10 protein-coding genes are annotated in these 15,396 nt (G+C 70.7%); 3 read left to right on the forward strand and 7 right to left on the reverse strand.

Going from position 1 to position 15,396, the window contains the following annotated elements:
* Nucleotides 1-62: 62 nt before the first annotated feature.
* Complete coding sequence (locus tag AOK09_RS15770) at nt 63-3,917, reverse strand: S8 family peptidase (RefSeq protein ID WP_055587828.1); 3,855 nt, start codon at nt 3,915-3,917, stop codon at nt 63-65.
* A gap of 818 nt (nt 3,918-4,735) precedes the next feature.
* Between AOK09_RS15770 and AOK09_RS15775 the strand changes: the two genes are divergently transcribed.
* Nucleotides 4,736-6,091 carry an extracellular catalytic domain type 1 short-chain-length polyhydroxyalkanoate depolymerase gene (locus tag AOK09_RS15775; protein WP_055587829.1) on the forward strand — a complete coding sequence of 452 codons (1,356 nt, stop codon included), beginning with the start codon at nt 4,736-4,738 and terminating at the stop codon, nt 6,089-6,091.
* A gap of 219 nt (nt 6,092-6,310) precedes the next feature.
* Here AOK09_RS15775 and AOK09_RS15780 read toward each other — a convergent pair whose 3' ends face one another.
* The 3 genes from AOK09_RS15780 to AOK09_RS15790 form a co-directional block, all read right to left on the reverse strand.
* Nucleotides 6,311-6,694, reverse strand: a complete 384-nt coding sequence (locus AOK09_RS15780; RefSeq protein ID WP_322973182.1) for a VOC family protein — start codon at nt 6,692-6,694, stop codon at nt 6,311-6,313.
* Between the two features lie 80 nt (nt 6,695-6,774).
* On the reverse strand, nt 6,775-6,981 hold the full coding sequence (locus AOK09_RS15785) for a hypothetical protein (protein ID WP_157875914.1): 207 nt from the start codon (nt 6,979-6,981) through the stop codon (nt 6,775-6,777).
* Between the two features lie 260 nt (nt 6,982-7,241).
* Entirely contained in the window at nt 7,242-8,258 is a 1,017-nt protein-coding gene (locus tag AOK09_RS15790; RefSeq protein WP_055587832.1) for an alcohol dehydrogenase catalytic domain-containing protein, read from the reverse strand.
* A gap of 360 nt (nt 8,259-8,618) precedes the next feature.
* Here AOK09_RS15790 and AOK09_RS15795 point away from each other — a divergent pair, with 360 nt between their 5' ends.
* Both AOK09_RS15795 and AOK09_RS15800 read left to right on the forward strand, forming a co-directional pair.
* Entirely contained in the window at nt 8,619-9,191 is a 573-nt protein-coding gene (locus tag AOK09_RS15795; protein WP_063795967.1) for a TetR/AcrR family transcriptional regulator, read from the forward strand.
* Nucleotides 9,192-9,947: 756 nt separating this feature from the next.
* The gene (locus AOK09_RS15800; RefSeq protein WP_079063099.1) at nt 9,948-13,730 is read left to right on the forward strand and encodes a S8 family serine peptidase; all 3,783 of its coding nucleotides are present in this window, start codon (nt 9,948-9,950) and stop codon (nt 13,728-13,730) included.
* A 638-nt stretch (nt 13,731-14,368) separates the two neighbouring features.
* On the opposite strand, the gene AOK09_RS15805 is transcribed toward AOK09_RS15800, so the two are convergent.
* From AOK09_RS15805 to AOK09_RS15815, 3 genes are all read right to left on the reverse strand, one after another.
* Nucleotides 14,369-14,725 (reverse strand): hypothetical protein, encoded by a 357-nt coding sequence (locus AOK09_RS15805; RefSeq protein ID WP_055587834.1) that lies wholly within the window; start codon nt 14,723-14,725, stop codon nt 14,369-14,371.
* Nucleotides 14,716-14,961 carry an STAS domain-containing protein gene (locus AOK09_RS15810; RefSeq protein ID WP_055587835.1) on the reverse strand — a complete coding sequence of 82 codons (246 nt, stop codon included), beginning with the start codon at nt 14,959-14,961 and terminating at the stop codon, nt 14,716-14,718. The genes AOK09_RS15805 and AOK09_RS15810 overlap by 10 nt, the downstream gene beginning before the upstream one ends.
* Nucleotides 14,952-15,396 (reverse strand): J domain-containing protein (locus tag AOK09_RS15815; RefSeq protein WP_055587836.1); only part of this gene is annotated, 445 nt, incomplete at its 5' end. The genes AOK09_RS15815 and AOK09_RS15810, both read right to left, overlap by 10 nt.

Raw genomic sequence — 15,396 nt, forward strand, 5'->3', positions numbered from 1 at the left:
GGCGGGTGCCAGGGCTTCCGCCCGGGCATCCGCCGTCGTTCAGCCGTTTTGCGGGGCCGGCGTCACCGCCCCGAAGAGGGGCCACGGTGCAGGTAGGCACGGTCGACCGTCTGCCGCACGGTGTTGCCCGCGGCGTCCACCGCGGTCACCCGCAGGCTGACGTACGCGTCCCCGTGCACCCCCGACGGCCGTTCGACCGCAGCGGTGAACCGCGTGCCGCCGTGCCGCGCGGTGCGGGCGGTGTGCCAGGTACGGCCGTCGTCGTACGACGCCTCGACCTTGAGCGTGACCCCGCGAGGGGCGGCCAGGCCGTCCGGCATCCGTACGTTCAGACCCAGCGTGTGCGACCGGCGCGGACCCACCGCGTTGCGGAGGTCCACCGGCGCGCTGTAGTCGACCTGGAGAAGCGGCAGCAGCGCGGCCGTCGCCGCGGTGTCCGAGGTGAACGTCCAGGACGTCCTGGTGCCGGTGCCGAACTGCCAGTCGGCGGAGGTACGGGCGGTGGTGAGGTCCAGCCGGTAGCCGGCCTTGCCCGCGGGCACCTCGAATCCGCCCCAGGCCCCGGTGTCGGACTGCGCCACGAGCCGGCCGTTGCGGTACACCTCGGCGTGGGCCACGTCGCTCGGGTCGCCCACCGCGGACACCGCGGCACCGGTTCCTGCACCGCCACCCAGCGAGTTGACCTCCGCGAACGACCAGTGGCCGGACTGGGAGTCGGCGAATTCCGGGATGTACAGGGACAAGGTGTCACCGTTGCGCACCGAGCCGGGCCAGCCCGTCACGCCGTGCGGGATTGACGGGCGCACCGGCCCCGCGAACCACTTCTCCGCGGCGTGCTGGCCGGGCAGGTAGGTGCGGGCGGCGTCCCGCATGCCGACGCCCAGCGCGAGGTCGCGATCCATGACGGTGTCGTGGTGCACGGTGTGGCTCCACAACGTGTCACCGGCCGTCACGTACTCGGTGCGCTGCTGTCCCACCGGCACGTCACGGGTGTACTGGTTCCAGGCGAACTCCTGGTAGGGGCGCCAGCCGAAACGCTGCTCGCTCCCCCAGGCCGAGGCGCCGGTGCGGGTGTAGGCGGCCTTCACCACCGCGCTGTTGCGTTCGCTGACCGTGTACACCAGCTTCTCGGGAACGCGCTGCTGCGACACCTGCATCACGTCGTACAGGTAGGGGCTCTTCACCGTGCCGGAGAACTCCACCGTGGTGGTGCGCTCACCGACGCGCTTCAGCAGGTCGGTGCCCTCGGTCGAGCCGGCGCGCATGATCGGCAGCGCGAGGCGGTCGCCCTCCGGCTGCCAGCGCGTCCAGGGGAAGAAGCCCTCGGGCATGACGAGCATCAGCGCCTTGGCCCCGGCGTCCGCGGCGGCCTTCGCCAGCTCGGCGTCGTTGCCGAAGTCGTAACGGACGACAGCGAGCCTCCCGCGCACATGGGCGGCCTCGAGGTCCGCGGCGGTGCCCGCTCCGGCGTCCACCGCGGTCAGCCGGACGCCCCTGTCGTCGAAGACCGGAGAGGTCGGCAGGTAGTACGGGGTGAAGGGCGCCGAGGTGCCCGACACCTTCGCCCGCAACTGCGGGGCCGTCATCTGCCAGCGCGAGGCGAACTCGAAGGTGCCGTCGGTGACCTGCGCGGTCGGGCTGACGTAGATGCGCTTGGCGATGTCGAAGAACATCACGCCCTGGATCAGGCCGTGGCCCTCGATGCGCCGGTACGTCTGGTAGCTGAGGATCCCCCGTTGCTCGGCGGGCTCGGGCGTGCGGATCTGCACCTGGGTGACCTTGGAGGCGTCCAGCGTCACCGTGGTGTCCTTTGAGACCTTCACCTGCGGGTTGATCACCTCGACCAGTTCCTGGCCGTCCGAGGCGTTGTCCAGAGTGCTGAAGTCGACCTGGTAGGTGCCGTCCTCGACGACGGCGACCGCGGGGTCGGCGCTGGTGTACGAGACGAAGCCGTCCTGGCCCCAGATCGTCGGCAGCCAGCCCGGCAGCACCTTGCCCGCGCGGTCGCGGGCGATCACGGTGAGCCGGTGCAGCGGCGCGTGCACGACCAGGGAGAGCGTGGTGTGGGCGAGGACGGTGCCGTCCGCGCCGGTCGCGGTGGCGTAGCCGTAGTAGGCGCCGCGCTTGGCGTCCCTCGCGTCGGTGCTCAGCGGCACGTCGGCGGAGGCGCCTGGGGCGAGGTGGACGGTGCTCGCGCCGGGCGCGACGACACCGGCCGTCAGGGCCACGCCGTCGGAGTTGGCCAGAGCCACGCTCAGCTTCAGGTCCACTGCCTTGTCACCGGTGTTGGTGTAGTGCAGTGTGGCCGACTGCTGCTTGTCGCCGCCCACCTGGACGGGGGGCAGCAGCACGCTGCCGGTGGCCGTGACCGCGCCCATGGCCGCGGCGACGTCGATCCGGCCGCCGCCCTGCTCGGTCACCTTCGTGCCCGGCACGGTGTGCGCGGTGCTGATCAGGGCGTCCTTCAACTGCTGGGCGGTCCAGTCGGGGTGCTGCTGCGCGATCAGCGCGACGGCACCCGCCACGTGCGGGGTCGCCATCGAGGTGCCGGACGCCGCCGTGTAGTTGGCGTCGACCGGGTCGCCCATGGTGGTGCCGGAGGCGCGCGCGGCGACGATGCCGACGCCGGGGGCGGTCACGTCGGGCTTGACGGCCTTGTCGCCGAGGCGCGGACCGCGGCTGGAGAAGGAGGCGAGGGAGTCGTCGCGGTCCACGGCGCCCACCGTCAGCGCGGCGTCGGCCGCACCGGGCGAACCGATCGTGGAGTCCCCGCTCTGGCCCGCGTTGCCCGCCGCGACGACGAAGAGGGTGTCACCAGAGGCGGACAGCGTGTTGAGGGCCTGGCTCATCGGGTCGGTGCCGTCGGTCGGCTCGTCGGAGCCGAGGCTCATGTTGACGACCTTGGCGTGCTCGGCGGCCGCCCACTCCATGCCGTCGATGACCTGCGACTCCGAACCGTAGCCGTCGTCACCGAGCACCTTGCCGATCAGCAGCTCCGCCTTCGGCGCCACACCCTTGCGGGAACCGGAGGACGCCGCGCCCGTCCCGCCGACGATCGACGCCACGTGCGTGCCGTGCCCGAAGTGGTCCACGGTGTTCCCGCTGCCCGAGAAGTCCTTCGCCTCGGCGATCCGGCCCGCCAGATCGGGGTGTGCGGCGTCCACACCGGTGTCCAGCACGGCTACCTTCACGCCCTGGCCCTCGTACCCGGCCTTCCACGCCACGGGCGCGTTGATCTGCGCCGTGCTGCGGTCCAGTACCGGCGCGACCCGGCCGTCCAGCCATACCCGCGGGGTCGCGGCGGCGCGGGCGGTGCCCTCGGCGTCGCCCGGGTTCAAGGCCTTCCAGAAGGCGCCGAGGTCGTCGTCCGCGACGCGCAGCGACCGCGCGCCGATACTGGCGAGGGTCCGCGCCGGGGCCGAGGCCTCGTTGAACGCGGCGACCCGGTCCGCGACGGCGGCCGCGGCCTTCTCGCTCTTCGCGGTCGTCCGGGCCACGCCGCCGCGCGGGGAGGCGGAGACGATCAGCGGCAACGCGGAGGTGCCGGCCTCGTCGTAGCCCTGGGCGATGAGGGCGGAGACGTCGAACAGACGCCGGTCCAGCGTCCCGGCGGAGACGAGGTCCGCAGCGTCCGACGGAAGCACCGTCAGGTCGCCGCCGTCCTCCTGGTACGTGCGGAAGACGATGCCCTCACGGCCGGGTCCCGGCTCGACCGAGGCGGTGCGGCGGCCGTCGGCCCCCGGCGTCACCGTCACGCGGTCGCCGGTCACCAGGCGTACGGTCACGGCCGGCGCGCCCTGGCCGTCGACCGGGCGCGCCGCGGTGTCCTGGGGCGTCTGGGCGGCGGCGGCCGGCATGCCTCCGGCGGCCAGCAGCAGTCCTGTCGATATCGCCGCCGTCAGGCGGATCCATGCCATCAGCCAAGCACCTCTCGTACAGCTGGGAGTCACACGCTGTCCGACAGAATCTGCTGTGGCGGTGGGCATGTCACCGGCCTCTGGTGTCACACCTGCGACATGTCGCAACGGCGCCACGGGATGCAGCCGTGGCCCGCTTCAGACGTCGTCTTATTTGGTGAGTCTGCGGCGATGCCGGTGAAGGCGAGGAAGTGGTCGGCTCCCTGCCACCGGCCACCTGCCGGGCGTCTCGACGCGTCGGGTTTCCGTTGGCTCGGGCCTGTGCCGGAACAAGTCCGTGCTGCACGCCCCTTGAGGTGTCAGAGGGGGATGTGTCAGTCTCATTTGGGCATTTCGCCGGGGCGCCGCCCGGGGGATGCCCGACCGCACAGGCCTGACCCCCACGCTGAATGTGAGCGCTCACTTCTTTTTGCGAGCGACCACACTCCCCCTTTCAGGAGCGCCCCGGTGATCCGAGGACAGACCCTGCCCTGGCTCCGTCATCCGCAGCATCCGCTGGGAGGCGCGAGGATCTCGCGCGGCCGGCCGGCCCACTTCTGAGCGATTCACCACCGCTGTGGGTGCCGATTCACCAGACCGCCTGGTCAAGCGGCATGCCATGGGGCGGCCGGCGGTGAGGCCGCCGACTCGACCAGTGGCCTGGAGGAACGGGCGTGGAGCCAACCCGGCCTTCACACCCCGGTAGCAGTCCAGGGCCGCGACGAGCTCGTCGTCGCCCTCCGCCTGCCGTGAACGGCGACGCGGAACCCCCGGTGAGGAACCCGGGGGACGTCCCCGCGCACATTGTTAGCGCCAACAGTACTGGAGGAAGAGATCCCATGGCGCGAATCCGGTATTTGCAGTCCCGCCTGCTCGGCCTGATCCTCGTGGTGGTCGCTGCGATCGGTGTGAGCCTGCCCGCCGCACCCCAGGCCGCCGCGGCCTCGTTGACCCAGGTCACGAACTTCGGGACCAACCCGACCAATCTGCAGATGTACGTGTACGTGCCGAACAGCGTCAAGGCCAACCCGCCGATCCTGCTCGCACTGCACGGCTGCCAGGGCTCTGGGCCTTACTTGTACTCCAGCACCGACTTCGGATCGCTGGCGGACCAGAACGGGTTCATCGTCATCTACCCCTCGTCCAACCCGGCCGGCAGTTGTTGGGACGTCTCGTCCGACCAGGCGCTGAGGCGGGGCGGCGGCAGTGACCCGGTCGGACTGATGTCGATGATCACGTACACCGAGCAGCACTACGGCGGGAACCTCAACGCGGTGTACGTAACCGGGGAGTCGTCGGGCGGGATGATGACCAACGTCATGCTCGCGGACTACCCGGACGTGTTCAAGGCCGGCGCGGCGTTCATGGGCGTGCCCTACCACTGCTTCTACACGGGCACTGTACGCGGCTGGAACGGGCCCTGCGCCGGGGGCCAGGTCTCCATGACCCCGCAGCAGTGGGGCGACCTGGTGCGCAACAATGCCGACCCCGGTTATACCGGGCCGCGTCCCCGGGTGCAGTTGTGGCACGGCACCGCCGACACCACCCTGAACTACAACAATCTCGGTGAAGAGACCAAGCAGTGGACGAACGTACTCGGGGTGGGTCAGACCCCGTCCTCGAGTGACACCCCGGTCGCCAACTGGAACCGGGCCCGATACGCCAACGGCTCCGGCAGCACGCAGGTCGAGACGTACAGCATCGTCGGTGCCGGGCACCAACTGCCGATCCAGGGCACGCAGATGGCCGCCTACGCCATCCACTTCATGGGCCTGGACGGTACCGGCACCACCACCGCCACCACGGGTGCGCTGCACGCAGTGGGCGCGGGCAAGTGCCTGGACGACCCGAACTCGACAGCGACGCTCGGCACCCAGCAGCAGATTTACAGCTGTAATGGCCAGGCCAACCAGACCTGGACGCACAACTCGTCGAACGAACTGACGATCACGGTCGGAGGCAGCACCCTGTGCCTGGACGCGAACGCCAAGGGCACCACGAACGGCACGAAGGCGATTGTCTGGTCCTGCAACGGGCAGGCCAACCAGCAGTGGAACGTCAACTCCAACGGCACAATCACCGGCGTCCAGTCCGGCCTGTGCCTGGACGTGACGGGAGGCTCCACTGCCAACGGAGCTCTGGTGGACCTCTGGTCGTGCAACGGCGGTAGCAACCAGCAGTGGATCCTCGGATAGCCGACCCCCGAGGCAGACCTCGTAGGGAAGCAGATGTTGCCGTCGTGAACGTGGGGGCGACGTCTTCGCCGGCCAGACATGAGGTCGGTGGGTCCGTGGCGGTCGTGGCCCCGCCGGGCTGTTGCCCGGCGGGGCGGCTGGACCCATTGCTTGATGAGTGATTTCCCGCAGTTCCCAGCGCCGGTCTTTCCGGTTCCGAGCCGGGTCAAGCTCCGCCGGTCACGCCTCGTCGAAGCACAAGCAGAAGGGGTGTCCGGCGGGGTCGAGCATCACCCGGACGTTCTCCTGCGGCTGGAACTCCGCCACGGCGGCGCCCAAGGCGACCGCGTCGGCAACGGCGGAGTCCAGATCGCCGACTTGGAAGTCGAAGTGCATCATCGGGCGCTGTTCCCCGGCGACCGGAGGCCAGACCGGAGCCCGATAGCCCTCCGCCTGCTGGAACACGAAGAAGGGTCCTTGCGGGGAGGCGGCGACAATGGCTGTTCCAGGCTCCTCATGTCCGATGTGCCAGCCAAGGAGCTCGGCGTAGAACTTCGCCAGGCCGCTGGGGTCCGGCGCCTCGATCGTCGTTCCCCACCACATGCCACCGGTTCGAGATCTCATGCCGGTAGCCTGCCCCATGGTCGAGAGCTTGTCGTGCGCCTGGTGCGTTCGACCGGGCAGTTGTCGAGGGCCGCGCGGTGTCAGGCGGCCGCGGTCTCCTCGCCGTCGACCAGGACGCCGCTCTCAAACCCCGCGCCCGTGCGGACGAGGGCGACGAGGTGGGCGCCGGTGACCGCGCGCCGGCGGGCCTGGACGGGCTCGTCGCCGTCATCATGCGCCGCGCGGGCCACCCCACGCAGGCCGTGGATCTGCTCGCCGCTACCGCCGAGCGCGCCTGAGAGGATCACCGCAGCGACGATACGGGTCCGGCTGGCCACGGGTCGCCGCTGCTCACCGCCGGCTGCACCGCTGCGGCTGCGGGGAGCAGCGCCGCGCTGGACCTGGTCTCCGAGGTCGGACTTCGACCGCGCTCCGACAGGGCGTCGTAGTACGTCCCCGTGATGCTGCAGGTCTCGCTCCAGCGCACTCCCGCGTCAGCCGCGCGGCTTGCTGCCGGGCGGCTTGCTGCCGGGCAGGGGCGACGGCCCCGGCCCGGCAGATCCAGACGTCAGGCAGCGATGTCGAGCACGACCCGGAAGCGGGCCTGGCCCGAGAGCATCCGCTCGTAGGCCTCCATGGCCTGGGAGAAGGGCATGGTCTCGGTGCTGGGCCGGATCCCCTGGGCGAGGCAGAAGGCGAGGTTGTCCTCGTTCTCGATGGACGACCCCGTCAGGCTGCCGACGATGGAACGGGTACCGAAGATCAGGTCGGGGGTGGCGACCGTCAGCGGGTCGGCTGCCGCGCCGACCACCACCAGCCTGCCGCCCGGGGCCAGGCCGTTCACGAGCGGGTTCATGGAGGCGCCGCTGGAGGCCGTGGCCACGACGATCGAGGCGCCGCCGAGCTCACGCAGCGCGGCTCCGGGGTCGGTGGTGGTGCTGTCGATGTACTCGTGGGCGCCCAGCTCGCGGGCGAGCTCCTCCTTCTCCTTGCCGCGGGCGACGGCCGCGACCCGGTAGCCGAGGCTGCGCGCGTACTGCAGGGCCAGGTGCCCCAGCCCGCCGATGCCCTGCACGGCGACCAGGGCACCGGCCCTGGCCGGGCCCTGCTGCAGTGCGGACAAGGTGGTCAGCCCGGCGCAGAGGAGGGGGGCCGCCTCGACGGCCGAGAGACCGTCGGGGATGCGCACCAGCCCGCTGGCCCTGGCGTAGGCCACCTCGGCGTAGCCGCCGTCGATGGTCGTCCCGGTCTGCTCCTGGTTGCGGCAGTTGACGAAGTCGCCACGGCGGCACGGCTCGCACTCCCAGCAGTGCCCGTTGAGGAAGCCGACGCCCACGCGGTCTCCCGGCTGCCAGGCGGTGACGCCCGCGCCCACGGCGTCGATGACACCGACGAGCTCGTGCCCCGGGACCACGGGCCGGGAGGGGTCGGGACGCAGGCCCTCGACGGCCAGGACATCGGTGTGGCAGATCCCGCAGGCCTCCACCCGGAGTCGGACGTGCCCCGGCTCGGGGTCGACAAGCTCGCGCTCGACCGGTCGGAGGGAGTGGACACCGGTGGCTTCGAAGGCTCGGTACGTGGACATGGTGGTGCTCCTGTGTCGGGATCGACGGCTGGTCCCCGGCAGGTGTTGCTGGGCGCGGGGACTCTTCAATATGACCAGTCGACTTAGTTTTCGTCAAGCGCCGCACAACGCACCACCCGGCGGGCTCGCGGCCGCTCGCCGGCCGCGAGGACGCTCGGCGTAGTCCCTGGTCGGGCAACGGCCCCGGCCCGAGCGAGGCGCCCGGAGCAGACCCGGGACGGGGGCGCCAGGAGCCAGAACGGCTGGTCACCGGCACCTCCGTTCATCGGCGACCTGCCGCAGACGACGATCGTCCCACCGCGACCGGAGCTGGAGTCGTTCCAAGGCGACCGGCCATATACTGGGTGCGAGGTGATGATGATGGCGCGCGCATCCAAGCGTGAGGAGATCGCGGAGGCAGCCCTCCAGCAGTTCCACACGCACGGCTTCAACGCCACCGGCATCAGCGACATCACCGCGGCGGCGGGGGCTCCCAAGGGTTCGTTCTACAACCACTTCTCCAGCAAGGAGGAGAGCGCCCTGGAAGCGCTGAGCCGGTACGGTGCCGGCCTGCGCTTCGACATCCTCACCACACCGGGACGGCCGGCGCTGGAGCGGCTCCGGGCGCACTTCGAGCACCTGGGCAGGGACACCGTCGACAGCGGCTTCACCCGGGGATGCCTGGTGGGCAACCTGGGTGCTGAGGTGGCCGATCACAGTGAGGAGATCCGCACCGCTGTCAGGCGCGGTTTCGACCTGTGGGCCTCGAACATCCGGCAGGCGCTCACCGAGGCCCAGGAGGCCGGCGACCTCGACGGCGCTCTGGATACAGCGGCCGCCGCGCGGTTCATCCTCAGCGCCTGGGAGGGCACGCTGATCGTGGCCCGGGCCGACAAGTCGACGGCGCCGTTCGAGGCCTTCTTCCACATGGTCTTCGACGTCACTCTGCGCTGACGGTCCCCTCCGCCGAGACAGGCCTTCTGCCACGTCCCCCGGCAGCGGGCCGCGCGCACCGGGTCCAGGAAGCCTGGCGAACGTCCGCCCGGTCCCTGGGGGTTGACCGCTGGGCGCGGCGGTAGCCAGACGCCGGGGAGTCGCGGCGTTCCCATCCCGGGCTGCCGACGACTGGTCGGCCGGTGCTCCGTGCCCCCATCGACGGTCCTGTCGGCAGCCATGTTCCCGCTGTCGCCTCGAGGCGCGCGCCGGTGACGACGCAGTCGAGCCCGGTCGGCAGGGGTCCGGAGACCTGTCGGGCCGTCATGTTTCCGCAGATGAATTCTTCGCGTCCGATCGGTTACCTGTGAATGTCCCCGCACGGCCCGTGAGGCTGGCCACCCGGAGCCTCACGGGCTTTCATGCGCATCTGCCGGCGGGCTGCTGCCTGGATGCAGTGCGAGCACAACCTGGACAGGCATAACGAAAACGGATGGCTTTGCCGACCTTACTTCCGGAACAATCCGACATGAGTGCTGACCTGCCTGTGCGAGCAGATCGCAGGGGCATGGTGTCCCCGGCTGAGCAACCTTCCGGAAACAAGGTCGACTGAGAGTCAACTTGGGGATTATTAGGGGAAATTCAAACCAGTACATTGCCTCCGCGACAGCTGATATTCAGCGGTTCATCAACTCCGGAGGTACTGTGCGACCCCCCCTTCCCCGAAGGCGAGCGGTGTTTGTCGGCGCCGCCCTCGTCGCCGGTCTGTTGCCGCCCATGGCGGCACACAGCGCTGCCGCGCTCACCCCGACGACTCCGGCGTCGTCGGCCGCAAGCGACAACAAGCCCCGCACACCGGCCACCGTCACCCTGATCACGGGCGACAAGGTGACGGTGACTCCGGGAGCCGCCGGGACGGCTCCCGAGGTGAACGTCTCTCGCGCCCCAGGTGCGACGGGCTCGGTGCGGGTCTCCACCGAGGGCACCGGCACCTACGTGTACCCGGACGAGGCCATGCCCTACATCGCGGCCGGCCGGCTCGACAAGGAGCTCTTCAACGTCACGCAGCTGATATCCCAGGGCTACGACGACAAGCACACGAGTGACCTTCCCCTGATCCTCAGCCACACCGAGGACTCAGCCGCCCTCGAGTCCGGTGCCGCGAAGGTCGACTCGAACGCCCAGGAGTCCGGCGCCGCGCTTCCGGGCACCGAGACCACGCTGAGCCTTCCCTCCGTCCACGGCGAGGCGGTCCGCACCCACCGGGCGAAGGCTGCCGCCTTCTGGTCGGCTCTCACCGGTCCGGCCCGGCACCACGGCAAACCGTCGTCGGCCGACCGGGCCGCCGGCGGCACGTCGGACGGCACGCAGGTGCCCTCCTTCGCCGAAGGTATCGACAAGGTCTGGCTCGACGGCAAGGCGAAGGGCCTCCTTGCCGAAAGCACCGCACAGATCGGTGCCCCGGCTGCCTGGGCTGCGGGAGGCACCGGCGCCGGGGTCCGCGTCGCGGTCCTGGACACGGGGGTCGACGCCACCCATCCCGACTTCAAGAACCGCATCGTGGCGTCCAGGAGCTTCGTTCCGGGCGAGGACACCACCGACGTGGTCGGGCACGGCACCCACACCGCCTCCACCATCGCGGGGACCGGCGCCGCGTCCGGCGGCAAGGAGCAGGGAGTCGCGCCCCAGGCCGATCTGCTGGTGGGCAAGGTCCTGAACAACAACAACTTCGGGCAGGATTCCTGGATCATCGCCGGCATGGAGTGGGCGGCGAGGACCGAGCACGCCAAGGTGATCAGCATGAGCCTCGGCGACTCGAACCGGCACGGCCAGAACGACCCGGTGAGCCAGGCCCTGAACAAGCTGACCACCGAGACGGGAGCTCTCTTCGTCGTCGCCGCGGGCAACGGGGGCCCCGGCCCGTACACCCTGGGAGCACCGGGAACCGCGGATGCCGCGCTCACCGTCGGCGCCGTGGACGCCACCGACACGCTCGCCCCGTTCTCCAGCGCCGGCCCGCGGATGTACGACGACGCGATCAAGCCGGACATCACCGCGCCCGGAGTGGGCGTGCTGGCGGCGCGCTCGCATTTCGTCACCAACGGCGGCGATGGCTACTACTGGAACCTCGACGGCACCTCCATGGCGACCCCGCACGTCGCCGGAGCAGCCGTTCTGCTGGCCCAGAAGCACCCCGAGTGGACCGCGCAGGACATCAAGAACACCTTGATGAGCACCAGCATGCGGACCCCTGCCTACACCCCCTACCAGGCAGGCACCGGCCGCGTGACGGTGTCCGACGCGTACGCCGCCGAGGCTTTCGCCACCGGGTCGGTGAACGCCGGGCTGGTCCCCTGGGAGCCCAAGACGCGGCCCCAGCCGATCCACCGCGAGATCACCTACACCAACCGCACGGACAAGCCCTTCTCTCTGGCTCTCTCCGTCGACGCGGGCGACTCTCCGGCGGGAGCCTTCGCGCTGGGCGCGAAGAACGTGACCGTGCCCGCGCGGGGCAGCGTGAAGGCCGACGTGGTGGTGGACCCGAAGGGTCTTGCGCCGGGCCAGTACGCCGCGCAGGTCGTGGCGAGCGGCAGCAGCCGGGCCGGACGGGTGTCCCTGCACACGGCCGTCGGCGTCTCCGTCGAACCCGAGAAGCACAGCCTCACGATCAAGCTCAAGGACCGTTCCGGTCGTCCCATCAGCGGCACGGTTCTGATCACCGGTGACTCCGGTGTCGACACCAGCGTGTTCGTACCCGAGAGCGGGATGCTCACCAGCAGCTGGATCCCCGGCACGTACACCCTCCGCGGCTATGTGGACGTGGAGGGCGTGCACGGGCCCCACTCGCTGGGTGAGGCGGTGCTGATCGCTCCCGAGGTCGATCTGACCTCGGACCGCGAGGTGCTCCTCGACGCCTCGAAGGCCCGGCAGGTCAAGGTGGCGACCGCCAAGCCGACCAGCGTCGTCCAGACCCGGATCGACGTGTGGCGCTCCTTCACCTCGGCCGAGCCCGCCCCGTCCAACGATGCCATGTTCGACGCGCTGTTCCCGCCCGACGCGTACGACAGCGTGTGGGCTCTGCCCACCAAGACCAAGGTGAAGAAGGGCGGTTTCGCCTTCGGCACCAGGTTCCGCGCGGTGCAGCCGCCCCTGACGGTGTCGTACGGCAAGCAGCACCTGGACGACGCACTGGTGATGCCCGGTACCAAGGCGGTGCCGGACGGCACCTCCAGCCTGGAGGCCGTCTTCGCGGGTGACGGCCTGGGGGCCGACTACGCCGGTCTGTCCGTCCGCGGCAAGGCCGTCGTCGTGCGCGGCGGCGCGGTCGCCACGGACCAGCAGGCGGCGGCGGCGGAGGCCGGCGCCGCGCTGCTCCTCGTCGTCAACCAGGAGACCGGTCGCCGCGGCGACCTCTGGTACGGCAAGCCGGACTTCAGCACGGCCGGGTCCGTTCCGGTCGCCTCGGTGACGCTGGACGAGGGCGAGAAGCTGATCGAGGACATCGCCGCGGCCGGCAAGAAGCGGGTGCAGCTGGCGGTGGAAGGGCACGCCAAGCCGGCGTACGTGTACGACCTGGCCGACTACCACATCGGTGCGGTGCCGGAGGATCCGTCCGCCGACACCGACCATCTCGCCCGGATCGACCTCGGCTTCGCTCTGGCTCCCGGCAAGGAGGGCCGGGAGAAGCGTAACGACTATCCCCCGTACTGGTGGCCGGGCGAGTCCCTGCCGCAGTACGGGGTCGCCTACATCAACCTTCCGTTCCCGATGCTGCCGGTCGCTGCCGGGGCGCGTACCGACTGGGTCTCCACCAACGGTGTCCGGTGGCAGGAGTTCGCCAATGGGGGGAATGTAAACACGCACACCGACACGCTGAGCTACAAGCCTGGCAGCACGCAGCAGGACCGCTGGTTCGGCCCCATCACGCGGCCACGGCTGCTCAGTGACGATGTTCTGTGGCGGCTGCCGGACGGAACGTTCAACGCAGACATCGATGGCGGCGGTGACGCGGGATCCGCGCACAGCGGCTCGGCCTCGGAGTGGATATCGCTGTACCAGGGTGACCTGAAGCTGACCGAGGCCCCCGTCCCCAGCATCCGCGCCGGTGACCTGGCACCGCAGAGCCTTCCGTACCGGCTGGTCGTCGACACCACCGGTGACCCGGCGGTCAGCTCCTACTCCTCCGCCACGCACACCGAATGGCGCTTCACCTCGGGCGCTGTGACCGAGTCGAAGGCAACCCCCCTGGCGCAGTTGGACTTCGAGACCGACCTCGACCTGCAGGGCCGGGCGGAGCACAAGACCACTCTCGCCATCAAGCCCAGCGTGATCGGTGACGCCACCGCGCAGGACGAGGTCTCCTCGGTCGCGCTCGATGTCTCCTATGACGACGGGCAGACCTGGCACGCCCAGAAACTGAAGGAGAAGAAGGGCACCTGGCAGGCCTCGCTGACCGCGCCGTCCGGAGCGCAGTACGTCTCGCTCCGGGTGACCGCCGGACAGCGCAGTGGCGGCGGGGTCACTCAGACCATCACCCGGGCCTTCGGCATCCAGCCGTGAGCAGGTCGAGGTGAGACCGGAGTGACGGTCGCCGGCTGAACGTCGGGGGAGGGGCCGCCTGGTCCCTCCCCCGACGTCCGGCGGGGCCACTGCGGTCCTGTTCACCAACGACTCGATGTCGGGCACACCGTGCCTATCGGCAGACCGTGGCTCGACGACTCGGACTGTGATCACTACCTGGTGAGCCTGCCTTATCCATTCGGCCCCGAGTTCGAGATCTGCACGTGGGGCGACGGCGCGCATGCCTGGATCCTGTGGCTGTTGCCGATCACCAAAGGCGCAGGACTTCCGGCGGGAGGCCGGGTTGGAGGCGCTGGAGAGCCGGTTCAAGGACGTGGGGATCGACCCGGTTGATCCCCGGCGACCGTCGGTGGTCTGAGCCGCGGCAGCCGGGGGCAAGGGCCGAACACGCGATCCGACCGCCCTCCGCGAGCGCGTCGCCGTCCGGATCGACGGGATGGGACCGGGTCGGTCGACGACCGTGCCGTGGCCCGGTCACGCGGGCAGTCCGGCACCCGTCGTCCGGGTCACCGCACGGTGGCGGCCATCATGACGGCCCGCTGCGCACAGCGTCCGCGCAGTCCGCGAATCGGTCACGCCGTCGCACCAGCGCGGAGAGGACCTGCCGCGCGGCGGTCCTACCCGCGGGCGGCGGAGTCCTCGGCGAGGGTTCGGGGCGCAGGGTCCGCTTCCGTCGTCGCGGTGACCCAGTGAGCGGCAGCCAGCACGGTACGGACCTGGTGCGCAACCTGGTCGTCGACCGGGATCCAGCGCGCACCGAATCGCCAGGCGAACCGGTCGCGCCGTTCGGCGACCTCCTGCTCCAGCCGGCGCCGCACATGCGCCACCCGCAGGCTCTCACCGACGGCGCGCAGCAGCATGGCGGCGGCGCGCAGGGGCAACCTCTCGGAGGCGATCCGGATGTTGGTCGCCTGGGCCGTGGTCTTTACCCGGGCGACGATCGGTGCCCGCACATCCGTGACCCTCAGGACCACGCCTTCCTCCTGCGCCTGGCGATGAAGCCGCTCCAGGCCGTCCGCGCCCGAGCAGTCGCAAAATCGCACTGCGCGAAGTCGAGGTCGACGCGGTGGGGCCGGCGCGCCAGGCACTCCTTGACGCGGCTGGCGAGTTCGGGCGCGGTGGGGAGGCAGATCTCGCCCGTGACCGCGACGGTGGCCTGGCCGTCCCACCAGGCGACGGCGGTGCGGAACTCGTTGCCGTTCAGAGCCATGGGTCCACCTCCCACAGCCGGTGCAGTATCCACTCCCAGAGGTCGCCGGCATCATCCCGCGCCCGCGCCGGTGCGCCCGGCGGTGCGCTCCGCACCGGGCCCGCCCGAACGAGCGGTTCGGCCCCTGGTCGCATCGCTGCGCCGGGGGAAGTGGGCTCGGCGCTCCCGGCGTCCCGGATGACCCGGACGGGCACCCGCCGGGGTGCGGCCGGGGGCCGGGCCGAGGTGGGGGCGGTACTCGGGTGGGGCCGGGCGCTCTCGCGTTCGGCGTCGTAAGCGGTCCGCAGCCGGGGATCGTGCAGCACCTCGTAGGCGGCGACCACTGCGCGGAGTCGCTCCGCCGATCCGGGCTCGACGGGGCGGGTGTCGGGGTGCAGCAGCCGCACCAGGCTGCGGTAGGCCGAGGTGACCTGCCGCGCGGACGCCGTGGGCTCC

The sequence above is a fragment of the Peterkaempfera griseoplana genome (assembly GCF_001418575.1).
In the GTDB taxonomy this organism is placed as follows: domain Bacteria; phylum Actinomycetota; class Actinomycetes; order Streptomycetales; family Streptomycetaceae; genus Peterkaempfera; species Peterkaempfera griseoplana.

Bases quoted from the DNA above. Each gene is read 5' to 3' on its own strand.
- AOK09_RS15770 (WP_055587828.1), bottom strand. From the start codon at position 3,917: ATGGCATGGATCCGCCTGACGGCGGCGATATCGACAGGACTGCTGCTG.
- AOK09_RS15775 (WP_055587829.1), top strand. From the start codon at position 4,736: ATGGCGCGAATCCGGTATTTGCAGTCCCGCCTGCTCGGCCTGATCCTC.
- AOK09_RS15780 (WP_322973182.1), bottom strand. From the start codon at position 6,694: ATGAGATCTCGAACCGGTGGCATGTGGTGGGGAACGACGATCGAGGCG.
- AOK09_RS15790 (WP_055587832.1), bottom strand. From the start codon at position 8,258: ATGTCCACGTACCGAGCCTTCGAAGCCACCGGTGTCCACTCCCTCCGA.
- AOK09_RS15795 (WP_063795967.1), top strand. From the start codon at position 8,619: ATGGCGCGCGCATCCAAGCGTGAGGAGATCGCGGAGGCAGCCCTCCAG.
- AOK09_RS15800 (WP_079063099.1), top strand. From the start codon at position 9,948: ATGGCGGCACACAGCGCTGCCGCGCTCACCCCGACGACTCCGGCGTCG.
- AOK09_RS15810 (WP_055587835.1), bottom strand. From the start codon at position 14,961: ATGGCTCTGAACGGCAACGAGTTCCGCACCGCCGTCGCCTGGTGGGAC.